Origin of the sequence: Pseudomonas sp. B21-040 (genome assembly GCF_024748695.1) — a bacterium.
In the GTDB taxonomy this organism is placed as follows: Bacteria; Pseudomonadota; Gammaproteobacteria; order Pseudomonadales; family Pseudomonadaceae; genus Aquipseudomonas.
Genome location: NZ_CP087176.1, coordinates 494087 through 519341 on the forward strand (window position 1 = coordinate 494087; position 25255 = coordinate 519341).

A 25255-nucleotide genomic window follows, 5' to 3' on the forward strand; every position below is an offset into this window, starting at 1 on the left:
AATCTCTCCTCAGCAGTCCAGTGGGTTGCGTTTTTCCGGGTTGATACCGAACTTGGTAATGGCTTCAGCCACAACCTTAGGTTCGATGTCACCACGGTCAGCCAGTGCTTCCAGGGCTGCCAACACCACGAAATGACGGTCGACTTCGAAGAAATGACGCAGTTTCTTGCGGCTGTCGCTGCGGCCGAAACCGTCGGTGCCCAGGACTTTGAATTCCTTGGACGGGACCCACTGACGAATTTGCTCAGCGAACAACTTCATGTAGTCGGTAGAAGCGATCACCGGACCTTTACGGCCGTTCAGGCATTCTTCGACGTAGCTCAGTTTAGGCTTCTGGCCCGGGTGCAGACGGTTGGTGCGCTCTACGGCCAGGCCGTCGCGACGCAGTTCGTTGAAGCTGGTAACGCTCCATACGTCAGCGCCGACGTTGAACTCTTCACGCAGAATCTTCGCCGCTTCACGCACTTCACGCAGGATGGTGCCGGAGCCCATCAGCTGAACGTGGTGCGCCGCTTCGCGGGTGTCTTCTTCAAGCAGGTACATGCCTTTCTTGATGCCTTCTTCGGCACCGGCCGGCATGGCTGGCTGCTGGTAGGACTCGTTCATCACGGTGATGTAGTAAAAGACGTCCTGTTGCTCTTCGGTCATCTTCTTCATGCCGTCCTGAATGATCACCGCCAGCTCGTAGCCGTAGGTCGGATCATAGGTGCGGCAGTTCGGGATGGTGGCAGCCAGGATGTGGCTGTGACCGTCTTCGTGTTGCAGGCCTTCGCCGTTGAGCGTGGTCCGGCCGGCGGTGCCGCCGATCAGGAAGCCACGGGTACGGCTGTCGCCAGCGGCCCAGGCGAGGTCGCCGATACGCTGGAAGCCGAACATCGAGTAGAAGATGTAGAACGGCAGCATTGGCTGGTTGTGGCTGGAGTACGAAGTACCGGCAGCGATGAAGGAGCTCATGGCGCCTGCTTCGTTGATGCCTTCTTCGAGGATCTGGCCCTTCTTGTCTTCCTTGTAGAACATCACCTGGTCTTTATCGACTGGCTCGTAGAGCTGGCCGACGGAGGAGTAGATGCCCAACTGACGGAACATGCCTTCCATACCGAAGGTACGGGCTTCGTCCGGGATGATCGGAACGATGCGCGAGCCGATTTCCTTGTCCTTGACCAGTTGCGCGAGGATCCGCACGAAAGCCATGGTGGTGGAAATCTCGCGGTCGCCCGAGCCATCAAGGATTGCCTTGAGGGTATCGAGTGGCGGCGTTGGCACGCTGATGCTCTTCGCGCGGCGCTGTGGTACGAAACCGCCCAGTGCAGTGCGGCGCTCGCTCAGGTAGCGGGCTTCGGCGCTGTTTGGCTCTGGCTTGAAGAACGGCAGATTTTCCAGCTCTTCGTCTTTGACCGGGATGTCGAAACGATCGCGGAACAGCTTCAGGCTTTCAACATCAACCTTCTTGGTGTTGTGCGCGGTGTTCTTCGCTTCGCCGGCACCGGTGCCATAACCTTTGATGGTCTTGGCCAGGATGACGGTTGGCTGTTCTTTGTGGTTGACCGCTTCGTGGTACGCCGCGTAGACCTTGTACGGGTCGTGGCCGCCTCGGTTGAGTTTCCAGATCTCGTCGTCGGACAGATCAGCAACCATCGCCTTGAGTTCTGGCGAGTTGAAGAAGTGTTCACGCACGAACGCGCCGTCTTTGGCTTTGTAGTTCTGGTACTCGCCGTCGATGACTTCGTCCATGCGACGTTGCAGGATACCGTCGACGTCCTTGGCCAGCAGTGGGTCCCAGAAACGGCCCCAGATGACTTTGGTCACGTTCCACTGAGCACCGCGGAACACGCCTTCGAGTTCCTGGATGATCTTGCCATTCCCGCGAACCGGGCCGTCGAGGCGCTGCAGGTTGCAGTTGATGACGAAGATCAGGTTGTCGAGCTTCTCGCGGCCAGCCAGCGAGATGGCGCCCAGGGATTCCGGCTCGTCACACTCGCCGTCGCCCAGGAAGCACCAGACTTTCTGCTTGCCTTCAGGGATGAAGCCACGGGCTTCCAGGTACTTCATGAAGCGTGCCTGGTAGATCGCCTGGATCGGGCCCAGGCCCATGGATACGGTCGGGAACTGCCAGAAATCAGGCATCAGCCAAGGGTGCGGGTAGGACGACAGGCCCTGACCGTCGACTTCCTGGCGGAAGTTGTTCATCTGGTCTTCGGTGATGCGGCCTTCCATGAATGCACGGGCGTAAACGCCTGGCGAGGTGTGGCCCTGGAAGTAGATCAGGTCGCCGCCGTGTTCGTCGGTCGGGGCCTGGAAGAAATAGTTGAAGCCGATGTCGTACAGGGTGGCGCTGGAGGCGAAGCTGGAGATGTGACCGCCCAGGTCAGAATCTTTCAGGTTCGTACGCATCACCATGGCCATCGCGTTCCAGCGTACCAACGAGCGAATGCGGCGTTCCATGAACAGGTCGCCAGGCATGCGTGCTTCGTGGGTTACGGGAATGGTGTTGCGGTACGGCGTGGTGATGGCGTAAGGCAGCTGCGAGCCACTGCGGGTCGCCAGTTCGCCCATACGGGTCATCAGATAGTGAGCGCGGTCTTCGCCTTCTTTGTCGAGAACCGATTCCAGGGCGTCCAGCCATTCCTGGGTTTCGACGGGATCGAGGTCTTGCATGGCTTGCTCCAGGGCGGAAAGGCTTCCAGAATCGGTTGCCTGAGTTTGCGACTGGCCTTGTGGGCAGACGATATAAATTCTTGGATTGCCGAGAGGTTGTTCCGGCGGCGTGTAGTTTTACTACAAATCTTCGGGCATTTCAGCCTTTCGAATGTATATACGAGTAGTAAAACTACAGATGAATGGCTTGTGGCCTCCGGCTGCGTTGTGAGAATAATCGTTAAGGTTGGTCTTTTACCAACCACAAAAGGTGAAAGCTTGATGTTCACTGCCAAAAATAAAGAATTTTCAGCTATTTCTAACTTTTGTTCGACAGTCCTTCACGTAGTGCAATATGAAAATTCACTACATGCAACCCGTTGTACGCCGATCAAGGATAGACCATGAGCCTTCCCACGCTTGCCGAACTGCCCGGCATTCTCCTGCCGCTTGTCACCCGCGCCGAACAGTCGCTGCGCACCGCCGTTGCGGCCCTTGAGGACGATCATCGGCTCTCCACCTGGACACCTGAACGCTGGGCGCAATTCGCCCGCGTCGTGGCCGCCAGCGACTTTGTGATTGAACAGAGTGTGCGTGACCCTTTGATGTTGCTGGGGCTGGTTGAGTCCGGCGAATTGGATCGCGGTTTTGCCCCCGGCGAGTTGTGCGGGCAGATTGCGGCAGCGGTGAATGCGGCGCAAACCGAGGACGAACTCGGCCGCGCCCTGCGCCGTCAGCGCACCCGCCAGCAAGTGCGGATCATCTGGCGCGACCTGACCCGCCAGGCCGACCTGGTTCAGACCTGCCGCGACCTCTCGGACATGGCCGATGCGAGTATCGATCAGGCCTATCAGTGGTTGTATTCGCGTCATTGCGAGCAGTTTGGTGTGCCGACCGGCCGCCGCAGTGGCGAGCCGCAACAAATGGTCATCCTCGGCATGGGCAAACTCGGCGCGGTGGAGTTGAACCTGTCGTCGGACATCGACCTGATCTTCGCCTACCCCGAGGGTGGCGAAACCGTCGGTGTGAAGCGCTCACTGGATAACCAGGAATTCTTCATTCGTCTGGGCCAACGCCTGATCAAGGCGCTGGACCCGATGACGGTCGACGGATTCGTGTTCCGCGTCGACATGCGCCTGCGCCCTTACGGTTCGGCAGGTGCGTTGGTCTTGAGCTTCAATGCGCTGGAGCAGTATTACCAGGATCAGGGGCGTGACTGGGAGCGCTACGCGATGATCAAGTCGCGCGTGGTGGCGGGTGATCAGGTGACTGGTGCGCAATTGCAGGACATGCTGCGCCCCTTCGTTTACCGGCGTTACCTGGACTTCTCGGCAATCGAAGCGCTGCGCACCATGAAGCAGCTGATCCAGCAGGAAGTCCGGCGCAAAGGCATGGCCGACAACATCAAGCTCGGCTCTGGCGGCATTCGTGAAGTCGAGTTTATCGCCCAGGCGTTCCAGCTGATTCATGGCGGCCGCGACCTGAGCCTGCAACAACGCCCTCTATTAAAAGTACTGAGCACACTGGAAGGTCAGGGTTACCTGCCGCCGGCAGTGATCAGCGAGTTGCGCGAAGGCTACGAATTCCTGCGTTACACCGAACACGCGATTCAGGCGATTGCCGACCGCCAGACCCAGATGCTGCCGGATAGCGCGCAGGACCAGGCGCGCATTGCCTTTATGATGGGCTTCGCCGACTGGGACGCCTTCCATGAGCAACTGATGTATTGGCGTGGGCGCGTGGCCTGGCATTTCGCTCAGGTGATTGCCGATCCTGATGAAGAGCAAGGCGGCGAAAGCGAAGTAGTGGTTGGCGGTGAATGGCTGCCGTTGTGGGAAGAAGCCCAGGACGAAGAGGCGGCTTGCCGGCAGTTGGAGGAGGGTGGTTTCAAGGACGCCACCAAGGCCCTGAAAGCCTTGGCGGGACTGCGCGGCAGTCCGCAACTTCGTGCGATGCAGCGTTTGGGGCGTGAACGCCTTGATGCCTTTATTCCACGCTTGCTGGCTCAGGCCGTCGAGCATGCCAACCCCGACCTGGTGCTGGAGCGCGTGCTGCCGCTGGTTGAAGCCGTGGCCCGTCGTTCCGCCTATCTGGTGTTGCTGACCGAAAACCCCGGCGCACTGCGACGCTTGCTGACCTTGTGCGCCGCTAGCCCGTGGATCGCCGAGCAAATCACGCGCTTCCCGCTGCTGCTCGACGAATTGCTCAACGAAGGCCGGCTGTTCAAGCCACCACTGGCGCCGGAGCTGGCCGCCGAATTGCGCGAGCGCCTGATGCGGATTCCCGAGGACGACCTCGAACAGCAGATGGAAGCCCTGCGCCATTTCAAACTGGCGCACCGCTTGCGCGTCGCCGCCTCGGAAATCGCCGGCAGCCTGCCGTTGATGAAAGTCAGCGATTACTTGACCTGGCTCGCCGAAGCTATTCTTGAACAAGTGTTGGCCCTGGCTTGGCACCAGACCGTGGCCAAGTACGGCACGCCGTTGCGTGCTGACGGCAGGTTGTGCGATCCCGACTTCATCATTGTCGGTTATGGGAAAGTCGGCGGGCTGGAACTCGGGCATATTTCGGACCTGGATCTGGTGTTTATCCACGATGGCGATCCACTGGCAGAAACCGACGGACCAAAACCAATCGATGGTGCGCAGTTTTTCACCCGCCTGGGGCAACGGATCATTCACTTGCTGACGGCACAGACCAACTCCGGTCAGCTGTATGAAGTGGACATGCGCTTGCGACCTTCGGGTGCAGCGGGGTTGCTGGTGAGTTCGCTCGGTGCATTTGCCCGTTATCAACACGGCGAGGCCTGGACCTGGGAGCATCAGGCGCTGGTTCGGGCGCGAGTGCTGGTGGGCAGCGCGGATGTCGGTCGGGAATTCGAGCGGGTTCGCGCGGCGGTGCTGGGCAAGCCGCGAGACCTGGCGACCCTGCGTCAGGAGGTCAGTGAGATGCGCGCGAAGATGCGCGATAACCTCGGCACCAAGAGTACGGCGGCCGGGACCGGGGCGAATGCCTTCGAAGCCACGGCTCCGTTTGATCTCAAGCAGGACGCCGGAGGTATCGTCGATATTGAATTTATGGTGCAATACGCGGCCCTGGCGTGGTCCCAAGCGTGCCCGTCATTGCTGCGCTGGTCTGATAATTTCCGCATTCTGGAAGAGCTGGCAAACGAAGGGCTGATGCCCGCCGAAGACGCCAGCTTGTTGCGCGAGGCCTATAAAGCCTATCGCTCCGCCGCTCACCGGCAGGCCTTGCAGAAGGACGCCGGGGTCATACCGGGCGACCAGTTCGCGGATGAACGGCGACAGGTGTTGCGAATCTGGCGTGAGCTGGGGCTAAGCTGAAGCGGGATATTGAAACATCCAATACCCAATGTGGTGGTGAGTGAGCTCGCTGCCACAAAAGATCTGCAGTGTTTTGTAGAATTCTCGAGGCGGGGAGGCGTATGCCTCCCCGGTTCGTTTTTGGAAACCACATGAAAATTCTGATCGTTGGGCCCAGTTGGGTCGGTGACATGGTGATGGCGCAGACACTGTTTCAGTGTCTCAAGCAACGCCACCCGCAATGCGAAATCGACGTCCTGGCCCCCGAGTGGAGCCGGCCGATCCTGGAACGCATGCCCGAAGTACGCCAGGCCTTGAGCTTTCCACTCGGCCACGGCGCTTTGGAGCTGGCGACCCGCCGGCGTATCGGCAAATCCCTGGCCGGTCAGTACGACCAGGCGATTTTGCTGCCCAATTCGCTGAAGTCGGCGCTGGTGCCGTTCTTCGCCGGCATCCCGAAGCGCACCGGCTGGCGTGGCGAATTCCGCTACGGCCTGCTCAATGACGTGCGCACGCTGGATAAAGAACGTTATCCGCTGATGATCGAGCGCTTCATGGCCCTGGCCCATGAGCCCGGTGTCGAACTGCCGAAACCCTATCCACGCCCGACCTTGCAGATCGACCCGGTCACCCGCGAAGCGACGCTGGCCAAGTTCGGCCTGGCCCTCGACCGCCCGGTGTTGGTCCTGTGCCCCGGTGCGGAGTTCGGTGAAGCCAAGCGCTGGCCGTCCGAGCATTACGCCAAGGTCGCCGAAGCGAAGATTCGCGAAGGCTGGCAAGTCTGGTTGTTCGGTTCGAAAAACGATCACGCCGTGGGCGAAGACATCCGGGCGCGCCTGATTCCCGGCCTGCGTGAAGAGTCGGTCAACCTCAGCGGCGGCACTTCGCTGGCCGAAGCCATCGACTTGATGTCCTGCGCCGATGCCGTGGTGTCCAACGACTCCGGCCTGATGCACGTCGCCGCCGCGCTGAACCGCCCATTGGTGGCGATCTACGGCTCGACGTCGCCAGGTTTTACCCCGCCGTTGGCCGAGCATGTCGAAGTGGTTCGCCTGGGCATCGAGTGCAGCCCCTGCTTCGATCGCACGTGCCGGTTCGGTCATTACAACTGCCTGCGCCAACTGATGCCGCAAGCGGTTAACGAAGCCTTGCAGCGGTTGCAGGGCACTGTGGTCGAGGTCAAATAGTTTGCGGGTTCTGTTGATCAAGACGTCTTCGCTGGGCGACGTGATTCACGCGCTGCCAGCGTTGACCGATGCGGCCCGGGCAATCCCCGGCATCAAGTTTGACTGGGTGGTGGAAGAAGGCTTTGCCGAGATCCCGACCTGGCACCCGGCCGTGGGCAAGGTGATCCCGGTGGCGATCCGTCGCTGGCGCAAGAACATCTGGCAAACCATCAAGAGTGGCGAGTGGAAGCGCTTCAAACAAAGCGTTCGAGCCACAAAATATGATCTGGTGATCGACGCCCAGGGCTTGCTGAAAAGCGCCTGGCTGACGCGTTACGTCAAGGCGCCGGTCGCCGGGCTGGACAAGGATTCGGCACGCGAGCCGATGGCCGCGCGCTTTTACTCCCGTCGCCTGGCGGTGGGCCGTGGACAACACGCGGTAGAGCGGGTGCGTCAATTGTTCGCGCTGGCATTGGGCTACGACTTGCCCAAGGGTCTGGGCGATTACGGCCTGAACGTCGAACGCCTGGTGGAACTGCCGCGCAAGAATCCGTACGTGCTGTTCCTGCACGGCACCACGTGGGACACCAAGCACTGGCCGGAAGCCTACTGGCGTGAGCTGGCCGAACGCGTGGGTTATCTCGGCGTCGGCGTGAAGCTGCCGTGGGGCAATCCGGTAGAGAAAGCCCGGGCCGAGCGCATCGCCGCCGGGTTCCGTCATGTCGAAGTGCTGCCCAAGCTGAATCTGGCGGGCGTCGGCAAGGTCCTGGCCGGTGCACAGGCGTGTGTCGCCGTGGACACCGGCCTGGGTCATCTGGCCGCCGCGCTGGATGTGCCGACCCTGTCGCTGTTCGGCCCGACCAACCCGGGCCTGACCGGTGCCTATGGCAAAGCGCAGATTCACATCGCCAGCGACTTCCCGTGCGCCCCGTGCCTGCAAAAGAAATGTACGTATCAACCGACGGCCCAGGATGCCCGTCAGTTTGACCTGAAACGCGAGTGGCCACTGTGCTTCACGCGTCTGAATCCCGAGCGTGTCGCGACCCGACTGAGCACGTTGTTACTGGCTGAGGAGCTGCGCTGATGCAATTGGCATTCGTCTTGTACAAGTATTTTCCGTTCGGGGGCTTGCAGCGCGATTTCATGCGCATCGCCCTGGAATGTCAGCAGCGCGGCCATCAGATTCGTGTCTACACGCTGATCTGGGAAGGCGACATTCCGCCGGGTTTCGAAGTGCTGGTGGCACCGGTCAAAGCGCTGTTCAATCATCGGCGCAACGAGAAGCTCAGCGAGTGGATGGAGGCCGACCTGGCCAAACGTCCCGTGGATCGGCTGATCGGCTTCAACAAAATGCCGGGCCTGGACGTTTACTACGCTGCCGATGGCTGCTTTGAAGACAAGGCGCAGAATCTGCGCAACTCGCTGTACCGCCGTTGGGGCCGCTACCGGCACTTCGCCGAGTACGAGCGCGCGGTGTTCGCCAAAGACGCCAAGACCGAAGTGCTGATGATTTCCGAAGTGCAGCAGCCGCTGTTCATCAAGCATTACGACACGCCGCTGGAGCGTTTCCATCTGCTGCCACCGGGCATTTCCCAAGACCGTCGTGCACCGGCCAATGCCGCTGAGATTCGCGCCGGGTTCCGTGCCGAATTCAACCTCAAAGACGATGAGTTGCTGCTGGTGCAAATCGGCTCCGGGTTCAAGACCAAAGGCGTGGATCGCAGCCTCAAGGCACTGGCCGCGTTGCCCGCTGATCTGAAGAAACGCACCCGTCTGTTTGTAATTGGCCAGGATGACCCCAAATTATTCCAGATGCAGAGCGCCACATTGGGCCTTGGCGATAACGTGACGTTCCTCAAGGGCCGTAGCGATATCCCGCGTTTCCTGCTCGGTGCCGACCTGTTGATCCACCCGGCGTACAACGAAAACACCGGGACCGTGTTGCTCGAAGCCCTGGTGGCCGGGCTGCCGGTATTGGTGAGTGCGGTGTGTGGCTATGCCCATTACATCGCCGAGGCCGACGCCGGCCTGGTGCTCGACGAACCCTTCGAGCAGGCACAACTGACCCGATACCTGACCGGTATGTTGAATGACGCTCAAGCACGGACGGCCTGGAGCCGCAACGGTCTGGCCTTTGCCGAGACGGCCGACCTCTACAGCATGCCGCAGCACGCGGCCGATGTGATTCTGGCGGAGCGCGCTAAATGAAGTTGATGCTGGCTGAACCGTTCAAGAGCCTTTGGGCCGGACGCGATGCGTTCACCGAAGTCGAAGGCCTCGAGGGCGAGGTTTACCGTGAACTGGAAGCGCGCCGGACCTTGCGCACTGAAGTGAACGGCAATGGTTTTTTCGTGAAGATCCATCGCGGCATTGGCTGGGGCGAGATCTTCAAAAACCTGCTGACGGCCAAGCTGCCGGTCCTCGGCGCGGGTCAGGAATGGAAAGCCATTGCGCGCCTGCAAGAAGTCGGCGTGCCAACCATGACCGCCGTCGCTTACGGCGAGAAGGGCAGCAACCCGGCAGACCAGCACTCGTTCATCGTCACCGAAGAGCTGGCGCCGACCGTCAGCCTCGAAGACTTCAGCATCGACTGGATCAAGAATCCGCCCGAGCCCAGGCTAAAGCGTGCGCTGATCGCCGAAGTGGCGCGCATGACCGGCATGATGCATCGCGCCGGGGTCAACCACCGCGACTGCTACATCTGCCATTTTCTGCTGCACACCGATAAACCGGTGACCGCCGACGATTTCAAACTCTCAGTGATTGACCTGCATCGTGCCCAGACCCGTTCGGCAATCACTCGGCGCTGGCGCAATAAAGATCTGGCGGCGCTGTACTTTTCGGCCCTGGACATCGGCCTGACCCGGCGTGACAAGCTGCGTTTCCTCAAAGGCTACTTTCAACAGCCGCTGCGCCAGATTCTGGCCGAAGAAGCGTCGCTGCTCGCCTGGCTGGAAGGCAAAGCCAACAAACTTTATGACCGTAAACAGCGATATGGGGATGCGCTCTGATGGCGGGTTGGAAACTGGAACCTGCTTACAGTGAGCTGGCAGAGGATTTTGGCAGCCTTGAAGCGGTGTTCGCGCTGCAGGGTGAGCGGCTGACCCGCGACCTGTTGTCCGAGGTCATCCGCGTCAATCGCAACGGCGTCAACTATTACGTCAAACGCTACAACGGTGCCGGCAAAGGCCTGCGCCGTTATCTGGGCAAACCCCGGGTGAAGACCGAGTGGCAGAACCTCAAACGCTTCGCCAAGTGGGGCATTCCCACCGCCGAAGTCGTGGCCTGGGGCCTGGAACGGCGCGGCGCGGCGTACGACCGCGGAGCGATGATCACGCGCGAACTGCCTAATACTGAAGACTTGTCGGCACTGGCTGAACGGCACGATCCCAAGTTGTCGGACCGTGCCTGGGTCGATACGGTCAGTCGGCAATTGGCGGATTACACTCGGGTAATGCACGACAATCGCTTTGCTCATAACGATTTGAAGTGGCGCAATTTGCTGATCGACGATCAAGCCCGACTGTTCCTGATCGATTGCCCCAACGGCCATTTCTGGCGCGGCTTCTGGCTCCAGTACCGGATCACCAAAGACCTGGCTTGCCTGGACAAGGTGGCCAAATACCACCTGTCGGCCACCCAGCGCTTGCGCTTTTATCTGCAGTACCGCCAGCGGGACCGACTCAATGCCGCCGACAAGAAACGGATCCGGCACGTAGTGAGATTTTTCGAGGGACGCGAATGACTGATTTTCTGGCTGCTGAAGACCGTGCGCTGCTTGAACGCCATGGTCTCGCCACGTTCGATGCGCTGTGGGCCAAGCAGCTTGAAGCGGTGGATGAACCCAACACTGTCGGCGGTGGCTGGAGCAGTGTGTTTCGGCTGGATCTGGAAGGTCGTGGTTTCTATCTCAAGCGTCAGAGCAACTACCTGACGCGCACCTTCCACGCGCCCTTTGGCGAGCCGAGCTTTGCCCGTGAGTTTCGCAACATCAGCCGTTATCAAGCGCTCGGTATTCCGGCGCTACAGGCGGTTTTTTTTGGTGAGCGCAAGGTTAATGGCGAAGTCCGTGCGGTCTTGTTGACGCGTGCGCTGGACGGCTGGGATGACCTCGACTCGCTGTTGCAGCGCTGGGCAGACCTGAGCGATGCGCAACATTCGGCCATCCTGAAAGCCTGTGGTGAACTGGCGCGACGGCTGCACAGCGTGCGGCAGGTGCATGGTTGCTTCTACCCTAAACACATTTTCATGCAGGCTACTGGCGACGGTTATCAGGCACAGTTGATCGACCTGGAAAAAACCCGGCCGCTGCTGTTCGGTCAGCGTGATCGGGTCAAGGACCTGGAGCCTTTGCTGCGCCGTGCGCCGGAGTGGACCGCCAGCCAATTGCGCGAGATGTTGGCGGCTTACGTGGGTCAGGCGCAAGACAGCTCGTTGGTGGACAACTGGGTTGCTCGCTTGACCGCGCGGCGCAGTCGCAAGGAGACGCGCTGATGCGTTTGTCCGAACTGAAAACGGCCGGCCGCAGCCCGGGCCTGCCACTGAACATTTCACTGGCCGACGCCGCCGGGACCGCAGAGTTGCAATTGCTGAGCCTGTTGCGGGTCTTGCCGGGGCAGCGATATGTCGGCGCCGGTGTCTGGCGCGGCCGTCCGGTGCTGGCCAAATTGTTGGTCGGCAGCAAAGCGGCGCGGCATTTTCAGCGTGAACTGGACGGTGTGCGCTTGCTGGCCGATCAAGGGCTGACCACGCCGCAATTGCTGGTGGACGGTTTGAAAGAAGGCGAGGGCGGCTGGCTGTTGTTTGACTTCCTTGAAGGCGCCGAAAGCCTGGGGGATACCTGGAAACAAGTCGAACACTTGCCGGTGCTGGCGGATATGCAAGGGGCCGTACTGGCCGAAGCGTTGGGCGCTATCGGCCAAATGCACCGCAAGGGGCTCTGGCAGGAAGACCTGCATCTGGACAACCTGTTGCGTCAGCGCGGTCGGTTGTACCTGATCGATGGTGGCGGTGTCTGTGCCGAGACGCCGGGCCAGCCGTTGTCACGGCAAAAGGTGCTGGAAAACCTTGGTGTATTTTTTGCGCAGTTGCCCAAGTCGCTGGAACCGTTCACCGAAGAACTGCTGGTGTATTACCTGTTGAGCAACGGCGAGCACGCCTTGCCGATGGAAGCCTTGCAGAAGCAGATCGATAAGGTTCGCACCTGGCGCTTGAAGGACTTCCTGATCAAGGTCGGTCGCGAATGCACGCTGTTCAGCGTCCAGCGTGGTGCGTTTGGCTTGCGGGCGATCCGTCGCGAAGAAGAAACCGCGATGCTGCCGGTGCTGGAGCAGGCCGACGCGTTGCTCGATGAAGGTCATTTGTACAAGACCGGCGGCGCGGCGAGCGTAGGAAAAGTCGAGGTTGATGGTCGGACGCTGGTGATCAAGCGCTACAACATCAAAGGCTTTGCCCACTGGCTCAAACGCTTCTGGCGTCCGAGCCGAGCGTGGCACTCGTGGCGTGAAGGCAATCGTCTTGCCTTCCTTGGCATTGCGACCCCCAAACCGTTGGCGTTGCTGGAGAAGCGATTTCTCTGGCTGCGCAGTCGGGCGTATCTGGTGACCGAGTATCTGCCGGGACCGGACATCATCGAGCGCTTCGCGCCTTTCGTCGACAGCGGCAACGCCCCTGAAGCGGAACTGCTGGCGCTGGATCATTTGTTCGCCGAGTTGATTGGCGAGCGCATCAGCCATGGTGACTTCAAGGGCCATAACCTGTTCTGGCAGGAAGATCGCTGGGCGCTGATCGATCTGGATTCGATGTGCCAGCATGGCTCGGCGGGCAGCTTTGCCCCGGCCTATGCGCGGGATCGGGCGCGGTTCATGCGCAATTGGCCAGAGAGCAGTGCGCTTTATAAGGTCATCGATCAGCGTTTGCCCAAAGATATCTCTGGCGCTGCCTGAATTGCCATCGTCGGAATGCCACCCGGAGCAAGCTGGCTCCGGGTGGCATTCCGACGATGAGGTCCGACCTGCCACTGAAGATTAGGGGACAAGTTTTTATGAATCGTCCTACATGATCTACAGCCCCCATGAACTGTGCCCTGAATAGCCACGATGCTAGTTTGCCTGACGTTCACGGAGGGCAAGCTTTGACGATAAAAATGGCTGTTATGTTCGGTGCTGTTTCACTTGCGCTAACCGGCTGCGGGACCGCTATGACGGTATTCCAGGACGATGAAGACGCGGCTCGCGGTCTCAGAAAACAAAAAACCTACTGTCAGTCCATTCCCCGGGTTTACAGCGGCCTCGCCTACGATTTTTGCGTATTGAATGCTCCGCCTGACCCCACTGGCTTCCTGGTACCGTTCGTGCTCCTGGATTTAACCTTGTCAGGTGTCCTGGACACGGTTTGCTTGCCTTATACGGTTTATCGTCAGACGGTCGATGGCAATCTCAGCATTTACTGGCGCGCAGGCCGCGGGTAGTTCTTTTTGTAATCCGGTGTATAGCTTCATGTCGACCCCTGACTTGCCCTCTCAGCAGTTTTTTCTTTTTGAAAGCGAAACTGAAGCCGACGCAAATGTAGAGGCGAAAAAGCGCTTGCCGCCTGTTGGGAAATACAGCGATTTCATAATTTATGTCGATGAGAGCGGCGATCATGGGATGCAGAAGCTAGATGCAAACTATCCAATGTTTGTGCTCGCTTTTTGTGTTTTCCATAAAAGACACTATTGCGAGAAAGTTATACCTGCCCTTCAGAAGTTTAAATTTAATCATATGGGGCACGACCTGATTGGTCTGCATGAGCTGGAAATTAGAAAAGAGAAGGGCGCATTCTCTAGCCTGTTCATGTCCAGGCAACACAAACATGCCTTTCTTGATGAGCTGACGGGCATTATCGAAGCAAGCAATTTCGTTTTGATCAGTTGTGTGATCGACAAGGCCGCTCTTCGCGAAAAGCAGGGGGCTGTGCACAATCCTTATCACGTCGCCCTCGGTTTTTGCCTGGAAACGCTTTATGAGTTTTTACAGGAAAAGAATCATCACAATGCGTTGACTCATGTGATTTTCGAACGAAGAGGGAAAAAGGAGGATAACGAGCTTGAGTTGGAGTTTCGTCGCATGTGTGATCGCGCAAATCGACTGGGAATTCAGCTTCCGTTCGACATCGTCTTTGCAACTAAACAAGTGAATTCCACGGGGCTGCAGCTGGCGGATCTTGTTGCAAGACCCATCGGTATGAGCGTTTTGCGGTCAGGGCAAGAAAATCGTGCCTTTGATGTGCTAAAGCGTAAGTTCTACTGCAGTGGTGGTCGTAATAATGTGGGAGAAGGTTTCGAAAATTGGGGTTTGAAAATTTTTCCGTCATCAGAAAGCGAAAAGCCCCGGTGAAACTCACCGAGGCCGCAACGCCGACCGGGATCCCCCAGTCCATTTGCACAGGAGTCTATGGCGACGACTTTCGGCTGTCAACGCGCGAGCCTGCCGTTTCGCGCTAGAGGTTTGCAGTCGCTTTTAAGCTATAATCCCGCCCTTTAGCTGTCTCTCGCCGCTTGCGAGGGCACATTAATTTTTGAGGCGCTTGTCGCCTGCATGCAGACTAAAGAGGCTAGACCCCTGTGGCATTGACGATTCTTGGCCTGTCCGGCGCCCTTAGCCATGATCCTTCCGCAGCCTTGTACATCGACGGCAAGCTGGTCGCGGCGGCTGAAGAAGAGCGCTTTGTGCGCGATAAACATGCAAAGAACCGCATGCCCTACGAATCGGCAAAGTTCTGCCTGGAGCAGGCGGGCATCAAGCCGTCCGACGTTGACGTGGTTGCGATTCCATTCGCCCCGATCAGCTTGTTCGGCAAGGCTCGCTGGCAGTACGCCAAGCGTTACTGGTACGCCCCGGACCGCGCTCTTGACGCGATCCTGATGGGCAACCGTCGCTACAAGCGCTATCGCAACAAGATCGTCTGGTGCCTTGAGCAACTGGGCTTCGATCCGAAGAAAATCAAGATCGAACCCGTCGAACACCACTTGGCTCACGCCTCCAGTGCCTACCACTGCTCCGGTTTCAAAGAGAAAACCGCGATCCTTGGGATCGACGGCAAGGGTGAGTACGCCACGACCTTCTTCGGTTACGGCGAAAACGGCAAGATCCACAAGATCAAGGAATTCTTCGATCCAGACTCCCTCGGCGGCCTGTACGGCGCGATCACCGAGTTCCTTGGTTTCGATATGCTCGATGGCGAGTTCAAAGTCATGGGCATGGCGCCGTACGGCGACGCCAGCAAATATGATTTCTCGCGCCTGGCCTCGTTCGAAAACGGCGAGTTGGTGATCAACACCGACTACGCCAACGTGATCGGCCTGCGTCGTTACAAAGAGAAGGGCAAGGGTTACTACTTCTCGCCGAAGCTGATCGAGTGGCTGGGTCCCAAGCGCGAAGGTGACATCGCCGACGAGCCGTACATTCACTACGCGGCGAGCATTCAAGCGCTGTTCGAAAAAATCTCGCTGCAGATGATCGACTACTACCTGGGCGACGTGCTCAAGGAAACCGGCAAACTGGCCTATGCCGGTGGCTGTGCGTTGAACGTCAAGCTCAACCAGAAAATCATCGCTCGCGATGACGTCAAAGAACTGTTTGTACAGCCTGCATCCGGCGACGCCGGCACGGCAGTCGGCGCGGCGGCGTATGTGTCCCACGCCCGTGGCGTTCCGGTCGAGAAGATGGAACACGTCTACCTCGGTCCGTCGTATACCAACGAAGACGTGCTGGCTGCCTGCGCTCGTCACCCGAGCAAACCGGTCTGGCGCAAGCTGAACAACATGCCGGAAAACATCGCCAAAATCATGGTCGACGGCAACCCGGTGGCCTGGTTCCAGGGGCGCATGGAGTTCGGTCCGCGTGCCTTGGGCGGTCGTTCGATCATCGGTTGCCCGAGCGCCGTCGGCGTGGCAGACCGTATCAACCACCAGATCAAGTTCCGCGAGCGCTGGAGGCCTTTCTGCCCGTCGATGCTCGACACCGTTGCCCCGCAAATGATCAAGATCGATCACCCGGCGCCGTTCATGACCTTCACCTTCGAAGTGGCTGAAGAGTGGAAGACCCGCGTGCCGGAAGTCGTCCACGAAGACGGTACGTCCCGGGCCCAGGTGCTCAAGCGCGAATACAATCCGCGCTACTACGACATGATGAAGGCGCTGGAAGTGCTGACCGGCAACGGCGTGTCGCTGAACACCTCGCTCAACCGTCGTGGCGAACCGATGATCTGCTCGCCGACCGACGCCCTGAACATGTTCTTCGGCTCTGACCTGCAATACCTGATCATGGAAGACATCCTGGTGGTCAAAGAAGGCGCGGACGCTTATGACTCGCTCGGCTGAACGCCATGTGCTGCAGTTCTGTCACGGCTATGACGGCCCGTTTCTGGACTGCGCCCGGCAGTACGCCAGCCTGTTCGCGGGGACTGGTTATCGAGTGACCACGGTCTTTCTGACCGGTGCCGCCGATAGCGAAGTTGCCGCGGGCTGTGCTTCCGATGAAGTGCTGTTCATGGAATACAGCTCCAAGGCCATTCGTGGCCTGAAGCTGGGCGCCATCGGCGATCTGCGCAAGATCGCCGCTTCGCGCAATTTCAGCTTCTGCATTGCCCACCGTTTCAAACCGATCTACATCGCCTTGCTCGGCACTTCGTTGCCGGTCATCGGTGTGCATCACGGGTTTGACGATTACAAACGCGGCTCTCGCAAACTCTTCGCCCATCTCTTCCGCAAGCGCCTCAGCCTGCTCGGTGTTTCCGATGCGGTGCGTGACGACATGCGCCGTTGCCTGCCGAAATGGCCGGCCGGGCGGATTCAAACACTCTATAACCGCATCGATGTGCCGGCCTTGCAGACCAGCCAGGTGTCGGTTCGCGAGGCTCGGGAAACCTTGGGCCTGTCGGCGGATGCCTGGATTGTCGGCAACGTCGGACGGCTTCACCCGGATAAGGACCAGACCACGCTGCTGCACGGGTTTGCCTTGGCATTGCCGCAGTTGCCGGCCAACAGCCAACTGGTGATTCTCGGTAGCGGTCGACTGGAACAGGACCTCAAGGAACTGGCCCGTGAACTGGGCATTGGCGATCGGGTGCTGTTCCTCGGCCAAGTGCCGGATGCCCGTCGCTACTTTCGGGCCTTCGATGTGTTTGCCTTGAGCTCCGATCACGAACCGTTCGGCATGGTGCTGCTCGAGGCCATGGCCGCCGGCGTACCGTTGCTCGCGACCGCTTGCGGTGGCGCGAAGGAAGTCGTTGAAGGTGTCGGGATCCTGTTCCCGTTGGGGGATGCCGAGCGTCTGGCTCAAGGGCTGCAGCATCTGGCCGCGATGGACGATCAGCAACGTCACCAGTGTGCCGAGTTGATGCTTGATCGCTTGCGTGAGCGTTTCTCCGACCGCGCAGTGCGCGATGCTTTCTGGCATTTGCCACACGTCACAGAACTGGCGCCGAGGGGCTGATGCTCAACCGATTTCAAGGCTGGCGCGAACGTGGCTGGACGGTAGTCGACGCCTCGACTTATGCACAGGCCTGGCAGCGATTTGGCGGTAGCGTCGCGACGCACCCCATGGTGGTTGAGCGCCTGGCGCAACTGGCCGACATTCCGGTGCGCTATCTGGCCTGGGAACAGAACGGTGACGTGAAAGCCGCCATTCCGACCTGGGGGCGCGACCTCGCGCTGTCCAAGGACGTACTCAAGCGCCGTGGCAAAAAAGGCTTGTTCGACCTCGGCAATGCCGAGGTGATCCTGCCGGCCGCCGCCGATGCTCAAGCACCGCTGCGCCATCGCGGGCGTTATTTGTCGGCGCTGAGCGAGGGCCGTTTCAGCGCTATCAAGTTGCAAGCCGAACAACTGGCCATGGCGCGCACGCCGGAAGAACTGTCGAAGAAATTCCGCTACAACCAGCGCCGTGAATTGCGCCTGCTGGAAGAAGCCGGTGGCGTTGTGCGACCGGTCGCCGAATTTTCCAGCTCGGAGTTGGCCGCGATTTATTGCGACCTGTTCCAGCGCCGCTGGGGGTTCCCGGCCACGGGTGCCGAGCGTATGGGCGAGGTGATCGAACTGTTGCGGGACTTGCTGATCGGTTCGGTGATTTTCCTCAACGATGCACCGATTGCCATTCAATTGGTGTATCGCGTCGAGTCGCCCGAGTGGATCAGCGTCGAATACATCAACGGTGGCGTCGATCCCGAGACCCGCGAGTTCAGCCCCGGCAGCGTGCTGAGTTTTATCAACACGCAAAGCGCTTGGGAACACGCGCGGGCCCTGGATAAGCCATTGCGGTTTTCCTTCGGCCGCGCTGACCGCGAGTACAAGGACCGCTGGTGCAACCCTGTACCGGTTTTTACCGTGTGAGTGAACCCATGAGCCGCAAACAGCAACTGCTCAAGCGCCATCGGCGCAACAAACGCATTAGCCTGCTGATCGCGCTGATGCTGTTGATAGCCATCGGCGTGCTGGTGGCCTGGTGGTTGCCGCTGGTGCTCGCCGTCCTGGGCTGGATTGCCCACGAAGCATGGTTTGCCGATCACTTGTTTTACTCCCCCAAGGACGATTACCAATACAGCTTCCCGGCGTATACCCCGCAACCCAAGGTTCACCTGGAGGGGGAACGTTTGCGCCTGGATGAAGGCGTCATGCTGGTCGACGATGCCACGCTGGTGTTGGCGCTGCGGATTAAAAGCAGCTGGTTGGGGCGCTTTTTTGACCCGGTGGTGGAACTGTCGGGCGGTGACAACCCGGATCGCCAAACCTTTGAACGCGGCGTAAACGGCCTGCGTTACCTGAACCTCAGCGGTCAGGCGCAAGCGCTGTCGCGCGGTGAATTGCGCCTGCGTGGGCGCCACTGCCGCTTGCTCGGCGAGCCGGTGTTGTGGGCGCTGGAGCAGCCCGACTTCCGCCGTCAACGGGTGATGGTGATTGCGCCTCACGCCGACGACGCCGAACTGGCTGCCTATGGTTTGTACAGTCAAGCCGATGAAGCCTGGATCGTCACCCTGACGGCCGGTGAAATCGAAGCCGGGCACTATCAACAACTGGGCCTGGACAAGGTCGAGGCCGCACGCCTCAAGGGGCGTTTGCGTGCGTGGGACAGTATCGCCGTCCCGCGTTGGGCAGGCGTCCCTGAAGCACATTGCGTGCAGTTGGGTTATTTCTGTCTGCAACTGGCCGCGATGCAGGCTACCCCGGCGCAACCGGTGGCTTCGCGGGAAGCGGATTTGAGCGATACGCGTCTGTTTCGCCAGTTGAACCCGTTTGCCCTGCCGGGCGATGCAGACGGAGCGCCGACCTGGAACAACTTGTTGGCCGATTTACGCGAACTGCTGCTGCGCGCGCGTCCTGAAGTGATTGTGCTGCCGCATCCGACGCTCGATCCGCACCCTGATCATATCTGCGCCCAGCAGGCCGTCCTCGAGGCGTTGCAAGGGCTCGAATGGCAGCCGACGACACTGCTCGGCTACGCTAATCACCTGCACGACAACGACCGTTGGCCAATGGGTGATGCCGGTCAGGGCGTCACGTTGCCGCCAGCCTTCGAACCGGCCACGCCGATGCAGCCTTGCTGCCTGCCGTTGTCGCTGGAACTTCAGCGCGATAAAGCCATGGCATTGGGCATGATGCATGACCTGCAACCGCCCATGCCGGCCAAGCGCCGACTGCGCCGGTTGATCCAGCGGCTGCTGGCCGGGCGCAAGCCACCGGTCTACGGCGAAAACGAATTCTTTCGCAAGGCTGTTCGGCGTCACGAGCTGTTGTGGATACTCAAGCACACACCAATAAACGTTTCGCAGCGGGGAGAGTTATGAGCCAGCGGTCAAAGGTTCTGCAGTTGCAGCCTGACTACAACGTCAAAGCCCATGATTTTGCCGACCTCGCGGAGCAGATCGTCAAGGCGCTGCCCAGTGATCGCTATGAAGTGACGGCGGCGTTCCTGCGGGGCAAGCCCGGGCCGGGCGAGGCCGTCAGCCGAGCCGACCGTTCGGTGTATTTCGAGTTTTCCGACAAGTCGCTCAAAGGCATGCGTTTGCGGGCGATGTGGACGCTGTACAAGTTTTGCCGCGCGGAAAAATTCGACGTGGTGATCTGCAACCGCTTCAAGCCTGTGAACATGATGCTGGCGCTTAACCGCTGGTTGAAAGTGCCGCTGTGCATCGGCATTTCCCATGGCTTTGGCGAGTACGACCGGTTTTACCGACGCCGCCAGACCCAGCGCCTGATCGATCGTCACTGGCGTTTTGTCGGTGTCTCCCCGGCGGTCAAACAGTACCTGCTGGATTGCGATTGCGGTTTCACCGACCAGAACACCTACGCCATCACCAACGCCATCGACATCGAGCAGGCTGAAGGTTTGCAGCACAGTCGTGAGCGTGCCCGCGAGTTGTTGGGCATCGACCCGTCGGTTCGCCTGATTGGCGCGCTGGGGCGCCTGGTGCCGGTCAAGGGCCACATTTATCTGTTGCAGGCGTTTGCCGCGCTTAAGGACAAGTACCCGAACACTCAGTTGGCGATCATTGGTGCCGGCCGCGAAGAGTCTCGCCTGAGTGCCGAAATCGAGCGCCTGGGCCTGAACGGGCGTGCGCACTTGCTGGGCTTCAAGGAGATTGCCTTGCAGTACATTCGCGCATTCGACGTCTGGACCATGCCGTCCCTGGCTGAAGGCCTCGGGCTGGCGCTGCTCGAAGGCATGAGCGGGCATCTTCCGGTGATCGCCTCCAACGTGCCCGCCATGCTGCCGCTGATCGAAGGCGCTGGCGGGTTGGCGATTACCCCCAAGGACGTGCCAAGCCTGGTCGCGGCGCTGGACAATTACCTCGGGCTGGCGGATGACGAGCTCAAGGCCAAGGGCGAGCAGGCCTACCGTTATCTCCAGGAACAACATGACATCGAGGTGTTCCGTCAGGAATACCTGAACCTGATCGAATCCGGCCTGGAACAGGCTCGCAAGGAACAACCATGAGCGCCGCGCAACCTCTCGTCACGGTCATCATCGCGTCGTACAACCACGCTCGCTACATCGAGGAAAGCATTCTCAGCGTCCTAAACCAGACCTATAAGAACATCGAATTGCTGGTGGTCGACGACGGTTCCAAAGACGACAGCGTCGAACGCATCAAGGTGTTGCAGGCGCAATATGGATTCGATTTTCGGGTTCAGGAGAATCAGGGGCTGACCAACACGCTCAACGGTGCCATTGCTCGCTCCGGCGGCAGTCTCATCGTGCCGTTTGGTTCCGACGACATCATGCTGCCGGAACGCATCGCCACCCAGGTCGCGCACATGGAGGGCAAGCCCGAGGTCGGCATCTGCGCCGGCAATATCGAGCTGATCGACGCCGACGGCAATCTGTACCCGGAGAAGCGTCAGCGCCGTGACGTGCCGTTCCGTCGCCTGGACTTCGATGACATGTTTCTGGAGCGCAAACCTTATCCACCTGCCCCGACCCTGATGATCCGCCGGGAAGCGCTGGACAAGGTGGGCGGGTTCGATCCGACCATTCGCCTGGAAGACCTGCTGATCGAACTGAAGGTGACCCACGCCGGTTACTTTATCGATGGTCTGAATGTGCTGATGGCGCGCTATCGCAAGCACGCCACCAATTCCTACAAGAACCATCGCTTCATGATCGACAGCATCTTGCGTACCTACGCGCTGTTCAGCGATCACCCGCTGTATGACGAGGTTCGCTACAGGTTTCTCAGCTCGATGTTCCTCAAGACCGCCAACCGTGATCGCAAACTGGCCCGCGAACTGCTGGCGCAGATCCCGTTAAAGGCCTGGAACAAGAAGACCTGGCGTGGTCTGGGGCGACTGTATTTCTCGCCACTGGAAAAAGACTGATCCAGCGCGCCCTACGTAGCAGCTGGCGAAGCCTGCGTCCGGCTGCGAAGCAGTCGTAAAATCAGAACACACGGTGTATCAGGCATACCTTGCTGCCGGGTTGACGACTGCTGCGCAGCCGGACGCAGGCTTCGCCAGCTGCTACAGAACGCCAGGCGCGTCAGCTTTCGCCGGCGATCTTCTCTGTCAGGCTCTTCTTGGCCTCTTTGCCTTGGCGCAGCCACTGCAATACCTTCCTGCCGGCCGTTATGCCCGGTTTCTCGATATACAGGAACGTCAGGCTGCTGATGATGATCAGCAGGCAACTGCACAGGGCCAGCAGTGGGAGAAAGGTCCAGAGGTCGCCGGCGTTTAGCCCAAGCATTGGCGGCAGGCGCTGGATCAACACCCACAGCACATAGCCGTGCAGCAAATAGGTGCTGTAGCTGATTTCGCCGAGCCAGCGGATGCTGCGCGGTTTCAACGCACCGAACAGGGTGTTCCCAGACGCCACAATCACAAAGAACAACGACATGAGCAGCAGTGGCCTCAGGCTGAAAGCACGGTTGAATGCCGTGAAGGCAATCACCAATGCCAGCAGTGCGATAATCCCCGCCATTCGCGATTGAGCCCAAGCCACCAGTTGCGGCCGACGAATCCAGTACGCAGCGCCGATGCCGCCGAGAAAACTCGCCAGAAAGTGTTTTTTCAGCGAGTGCTCCAGGCCGACCACTTCATACAGGGCGTAAATGCCGATCAGGCACAACACCACTTGCAGCCTGCTGCCCCGGTAGATGAACACCATGGCGGCAAGGGGCAGTGCCAGATAGAAAAACACCTCATAGCCCAAGGTCCAGGTGACGTTGGAGATCATCATGCCGGTTTGGTAGTACTGGTTGACGTCCGGCCGGTCGAAGGTCAGCCAGGCCAGGACCTGGCCGGCGAAACGGAGGCCAGAGTCCTTGAGTTCCCAGTTTTGCAGGTAGAACACCGAGACAAACACGATCAGCATCAGCGGCAAGTACAACGGGTAAAGGCGAAACAGCCTCGATACCGCGAAGGCCAGCCAGTCGTGTTGACGCTCCTGGGTGAGCAATCGGTTCCAGAACAGGAAGCCGGTGATCATGAAAAACAGCGCGACACTGCCCTGGCCCAGCTGCGAGTACAAATTGCTCGGCGGAAAATCAATCACGCCCGTGCGCAGGAAGATCAAGGTAATGATCGCGTGGTGCACGAACACGCCGAACGCCAGGTAACCGCGTAACCCATCAATGCTGGCATAGCGGCTTTCACCGGAATGTTCGATGTGCCGGGCGATTTTCGGAACGGCGCGCAACAACAGGGCGGCGGTCACGATGGCCAGCAGATAAGCTGCCAGCGCAATGAGTGGGTTGGTTTCAGTCATCAAAGAGCTCGAGCCGGGGCATTCCCGGCCAGCACTTGCCTGTGCAGGTTATCAACAGCGGACTTCGAGGCCGTCATGGCGTAGCCCTGAAGCAGGGCTTCGAAGTGTTCTTCGAACAGCCAGCGCTTGTCCACCGTGTAGCGCTGCATATGGCGCAGGTTTCGCTGACGCAGGGGAAGGCTCAATGAAGAAGGGTAAATGCGCAGGTCGGCCACATCGATCAAGCCGAACTCGCCATCTTCAAGCACCAGCACATTACCCAGATGCAACGAGCGGAAATAGACGCCTTGCTCGTGCAATTGAGCCATGAACTTGCCAAAACGCTGCACCAGCGCCTGGCGCACCGCCGGAGCGGTTATGCCTTGCAAGACCTGACGCAGTGTATTGCCCGGTAGTGGCGAATAATGCACAGCACTGCTGCCGTCTGGGAGGCGATAAAGGTGAAGAATTGGCGGCGTCGGGATCCCCATGCTGCGCAGTTGCTGGCTGTTGACGGCAAAACGTTCGGAGTAGGGGTTGAAACTGCCGGAGGTGTACCAGCGACGGCCGCGAAACAGCTTGAGGAAGCTGCCATCGAGCAGGCGCAAGACTTTGGGGCCCAGGCCATCTTCTTCGATGACCTGCGCATTGGCGGTCAACTGTTGCCGGGCCGCCGGCGTCAGCGTCTTGATAGGCATCGTCAGCAAGCGTCTGGCGCGTTGATTGACACTCAGCGCGACGATTAGCGCCAGCGGAATCCACAGCAGGAACCAGTGCTCCTTGGGCCGCGAAATAATGCCGCCGCCCTCGGTCAGGCCAGCACCAATACCAAATATCAACCAGGTCGAAGCGATGATAAACAGGGGCTGCAGGCGATTGCGCCAACTGCTTAACAGGCTCCAGGCATGGAAAAACAACCACGGCAGCAGGCCAACAACACCCACGTAATAGAGCACGCCCAGGACAAAGCTGTGGGGTTCCTGAAAGTTGTAGCCGACGCCGGGGTCGATCGACAGTTGGGCGTTATAGCCATGACCGATCCAGGGGTGATCAGCAATTTTCTGTAAGGCCAACTGCCAGATTTCGAAGCGGTAAGAGTCGCCCCTTTCGATGATCATTCGCGAAAACAGCACGTAAACCGTGACTCCGCTGGCAGCCAACACCCCCAACAATGCGACCGAGCGGCGGTTCCAGCAAATGAAGCTAAGCCAGAGTGCCGCCATCGTCAGCGCAACCAGAGGCGTCCTGGAGCCGGTGGCAATCACCGCGGCAAACATGATTGCCAGCGCCGGGAGGCTCAGCCAGAGCATTTGGCGACGCTTGCAGAGCATGCTGATGCTGAGCCAGTAGGCGGCGTAAAAGCCATACATGTGAGAGCTGAGCAGCGGGTTATCGAACGCGCCGCCACCGATCAAACGCAGGCCAGGCTGGTATACGCGAGCGAACATGAACAGATCGTGGGCGGTGCCGATCAGTCCGACCAATGCAGCGGCAAACAGCAAGGGTTGAATGATTTCGCTGCGATAGCGCACCAGCAAGTAGCAACCCGTGAACAGCAGCAGGGTATGCAGCGGTGGTTTGAATTGTCCGGCGATGTCTTCCTTATCCGGCCCCCAGCACAAACTCAGCAATGCCCAGGCTGCGAACGTCAGCACGGCGATGAAAATCGGGTCGCGGACCAATTCGTTGAGTTCGCGGGGGCGCAGGCACAGGGCGATCAGCGCTGGAATGCTGAAAAGGCCATAAAAAAGTTTGTGGTGCACACTTCGACCTGGCAGGAAGAAGAGTGCGCACAGCAGCAAGAGATAGCCGAGTGGAAGAATCCAGAGGCAAATGAAATCGAAGACTCGATTTGACACACTATTGAAACCGCTTAGTTGCATGCTGGGAGATTCAATCCTGAAGTTGATCGGCC

The 25255-nt window shown here is 59.3% G+C and carries 19 protein-coding genes; 16 read left to right on the forward strand and 3 right to left on the reverse strand.

The genetic code is table 11. The features are described from left to right. Positions 1 to 9: 9 nt before the first annotated feature. Positions 10 to 2655 carry a pyruvate dehydrogenase (acetyl-transferring), homodimeric type gene (gene aceE, locus LOY55_RS02230; RefSeq protein ID WP_046028319.1) on the reverse strand — a complete coding sequence of 882 codons (2646 nt, stop codon included), beginning with the start codon at positions 2653 to 2655 and terminating at the stop codon, positions 10 to 12. 383 nt (positions 2656 to 3038) lie between these two features. Here aceE and glnE point away from each other — a divergent pair, with 383 nt between their 5' ends. The 16 genes from glnE (at position 3039) to LOY55_RS02310 (ending at position 21977) form a co-directional block, all read left to right on the forward strand. Beyond that, positions 3039 to 5978 carry a bifunctional [glutamate--ammonia ligase]-adenylyl-L-tyrosine phosphorylase/[glutamate--ammonia-ligase] adenylyltransferase gene (glnE, locus tag LOY55_RS02235; RefSeq protein ID WP_223525425.1) on the forward strand — a complete coding sequence of 980 codons (2940 nt, stop codon included), beginning with the start codon at positions 3039 to 3041 and terminating at the stop codon, positions 5976 to 5978. 131 nt (positions 5979 to 6109) lie between these two features. Then, positions 6110 to 7144, forward strand: a complete 1035-nt coding sequence (waaF, locus tag LOY55_RS02240; protein ID WP_046028324.1) for a lipopolysaccharide heptosyltransferase II — start codon at positions 6110 to 6112, stop codon at positions 7142 to 7144. Position 7145: 1 nt separating this feature from the next. After that, complete coding sequence (gene waaC / locus LOY55_RS02245; RefSeq protein WP_077432349.1) at positions 7146 to 8207, forward strand: lipopolysaccharide heptosyltransferase I; 1062 nt, start codon at positions 7146 to 7148, stop codon at positions 8205 to 8207. Beyond that, positions 8207 to 9331 carry a glycosyltransferase family 4 protein gene (locus LOY55_RS02250; protein WP_223525424.1) on the forward strand — a complete coding sequence of 375 codons (1125 nt, stop codon included), beginning with the start codon at positions 8207 to 8209 and terminating at the stop codon, positions 9329 to 9331. The genes waaC and LOY55_RS02250 overlap by 1 nt, the downstream gene beginning before the upstream one ends. Then, positions 9328 to 10134 (forward strand): lipopolysaccharide core heptose(I) kinase RfaP, encoded by an 807-nt coding sequence (rfaP, locus tag LOY55_RS02255; RefSeq protein ID WP_046028330.1) that lies wholly within the window; start codon positions 9328 to 9330, stop codon positions 10132 to 10134. Before LOY55_RS02250 ends, rfaP begins: the two co-directional genes overlap by 4 nt. After that, a complete protein-coding gene (locus LOY55_RS02260; protein ID WP_046028331.1) occupies positions 10134 to 10868 on the forward strand; it encodes a lipopolysaccharide kinase InaA family protein in 735 nt (244 codons plus the stop codon). The genes rfaP and LOY55_RS02260 overlap by 1 nt, the downstream gene beginning before the upstream one ends. Beyond that, positions 10865 to 11617 carry a lipopolysaccharide kinase InaA family protein gene (locus LOY55_RS02265; protein ID WP_109785413.1) on the forward strand — a complete coding sequence of 251 codons (753 nt, stop codon included), beginning with the start codon at positions 10865 to 10867 and terminating at the stop codon, positions 11615 to 11617. Before LOY55_RS02260 ends, LOY55_RS02265 begins: the two co-directional genes overlap by 4 nt. After that, positions 11617 to 13068 carry a lipopolysaccharide kinase InaA family protein gene (locus LOY55_RS02270; RefSeq protein WP_109785414.1) on the forward strand — a complete coding sequence of 484 codons (1452 nt, stop codon included), beginning with the start codon at positions 11617 to 11619 and terminating at the stop codon, positions 13066 to 13068. Before LOY55_RS02265 ends, LOY55_RS02270 begins: the two co-directional genes overlap by 1 nt. 188 nt (positions 13069 to 13256) lie before the next feature. Continuing rightward, on the forward strand, positions 13257 to 13592 hold the full coding sequence (locus LOY55_RS02275; protein WP_177412224.1) for a YceK/YidQ family lipoprotein: 336 nt from the start codon (positions 13257 to 13259) through the stop codon (positions 13590 to 13592). Positions 13593 to 13620: 28 nt separating this feature from the next. Then, the gene (locus tag LOY55_RS02280; protein WP_109785415.1) at positions 13621 to 14499 is read left to right on the forward strand and encodes a DUF3800 domain-containing protein; all 879 of its coding nucleotides are present in this window, start codon (positions 13621 to 13623) and stop codon (positions 14497 to 14499) included. Between the two features lie 227 nt (positions 14500 to 14726). Continuing rightward, a complete protein-coding gene (locus LOY55_RS02285) occupies positions 14727 to 16484 on the forward strand; it encodes a carbamoyltransferase (RefSeq protein WP_046028335.1) in 1758 nt (585 codons plus the stop codon). Beyond that, complete coding sequence (locus LOY55_RS02290; protein WP_223525423.1) at positions 16468 to 17598, forward strand: glycosyltransferase; 1131 nt, start codon at positions 16468 to 16470, stop codon at positions 17596 to 17598. The genes LOY55_RS02285 and LOY55_RS02290 overlap by 17 nt, the downstream gene beginning before the upstream one ends. Continuing rightward, the gene (locus LOY55_RS02295) at positions 17598 to 18494 is read left to right on the forward strand and encodes an antimicrobial resistance protein Mig-14 (RefSeq protein ID WP_046028338.1); all 897 of its coding nucleotides are present in this window, start codon (positions 17598 to 17600) and stop codon (positions 18492 to 18494) included. The genes LOY55_RS02290 and LOY55_RS02295 overlap by 1 nt, the downstream gene beginning before the upstream one ends. Before the next feature lie 8 nt (positions 18495 to 18502). Then, a complete protein-coding gene (locus tag LOY55_RS02300; RefSeq protein WP_109785417.1) occupies positions 18503 to 19945 on the forward strand; it encodes a PIG-L deacetylase family protein in 1443 nt (480 codons plus the stop codon). Then, positions 19942 to 21096, forward strand: coding sequence for a glycosyltransferase family 4 protein (locus LOY55_RS02305; RefSeq protein ID WP_109785418.1), 1155 nt, complete (start codon positions 19942 to 19944; stop codon positions 21094 to 21096). Before LOY55_RS02300 ends, LOY55_RS02305 begins: the two co-directional genes overlap by 4 nt. Further along, positions 21093 to 21977, forward strand: a complete 885-nt coding sequence (locus LOY55_RS02310) for a glycosyltransferase (RefSeq protein ID WP_109785419.1) — start codon at positions 21093 to 21095, stop codon at positions 21975 to 21977. The genes LOY55_RS02305 and LOY55_RS02310 overlap by 4 nt, the downstream gene beginning before the upstream one ends. 160 nt (positions 21978 to 22137) lie before the next feature. Here LOY55_RS02310 and LOY55_RS02315 read toward each other — a convergent pair whose 3' ends face one another. Beyond that, on the reverse strand, positions 22138 to 23361 hold the full coding sequence (locus LOY55_RS02315; protein ID WP_109785420.1) for an acyltransferase: 1224 nt from the start codon (positions 23359 to 23361) through the stop codon (positions 22138 to 22140). Further along, positions 23361 to 25223, reverse strand: coding sequence for a bifunctional O-antigen ligase/aminoglycoside phosphotransferase family protein (locus LOY55_RS02320; protein WP_258667574.1), 1863 nt, complete (start codon positions 25221 to 25223; stop codon positions 23361 to 23363). Before LOY55_RS02320 ends, LOY55_RS02315 begins: the two co-directional genes overlap by 1 nt. Between the last annotated feature and the right edge of the window lie 32 nt (positions 25224 to 25255).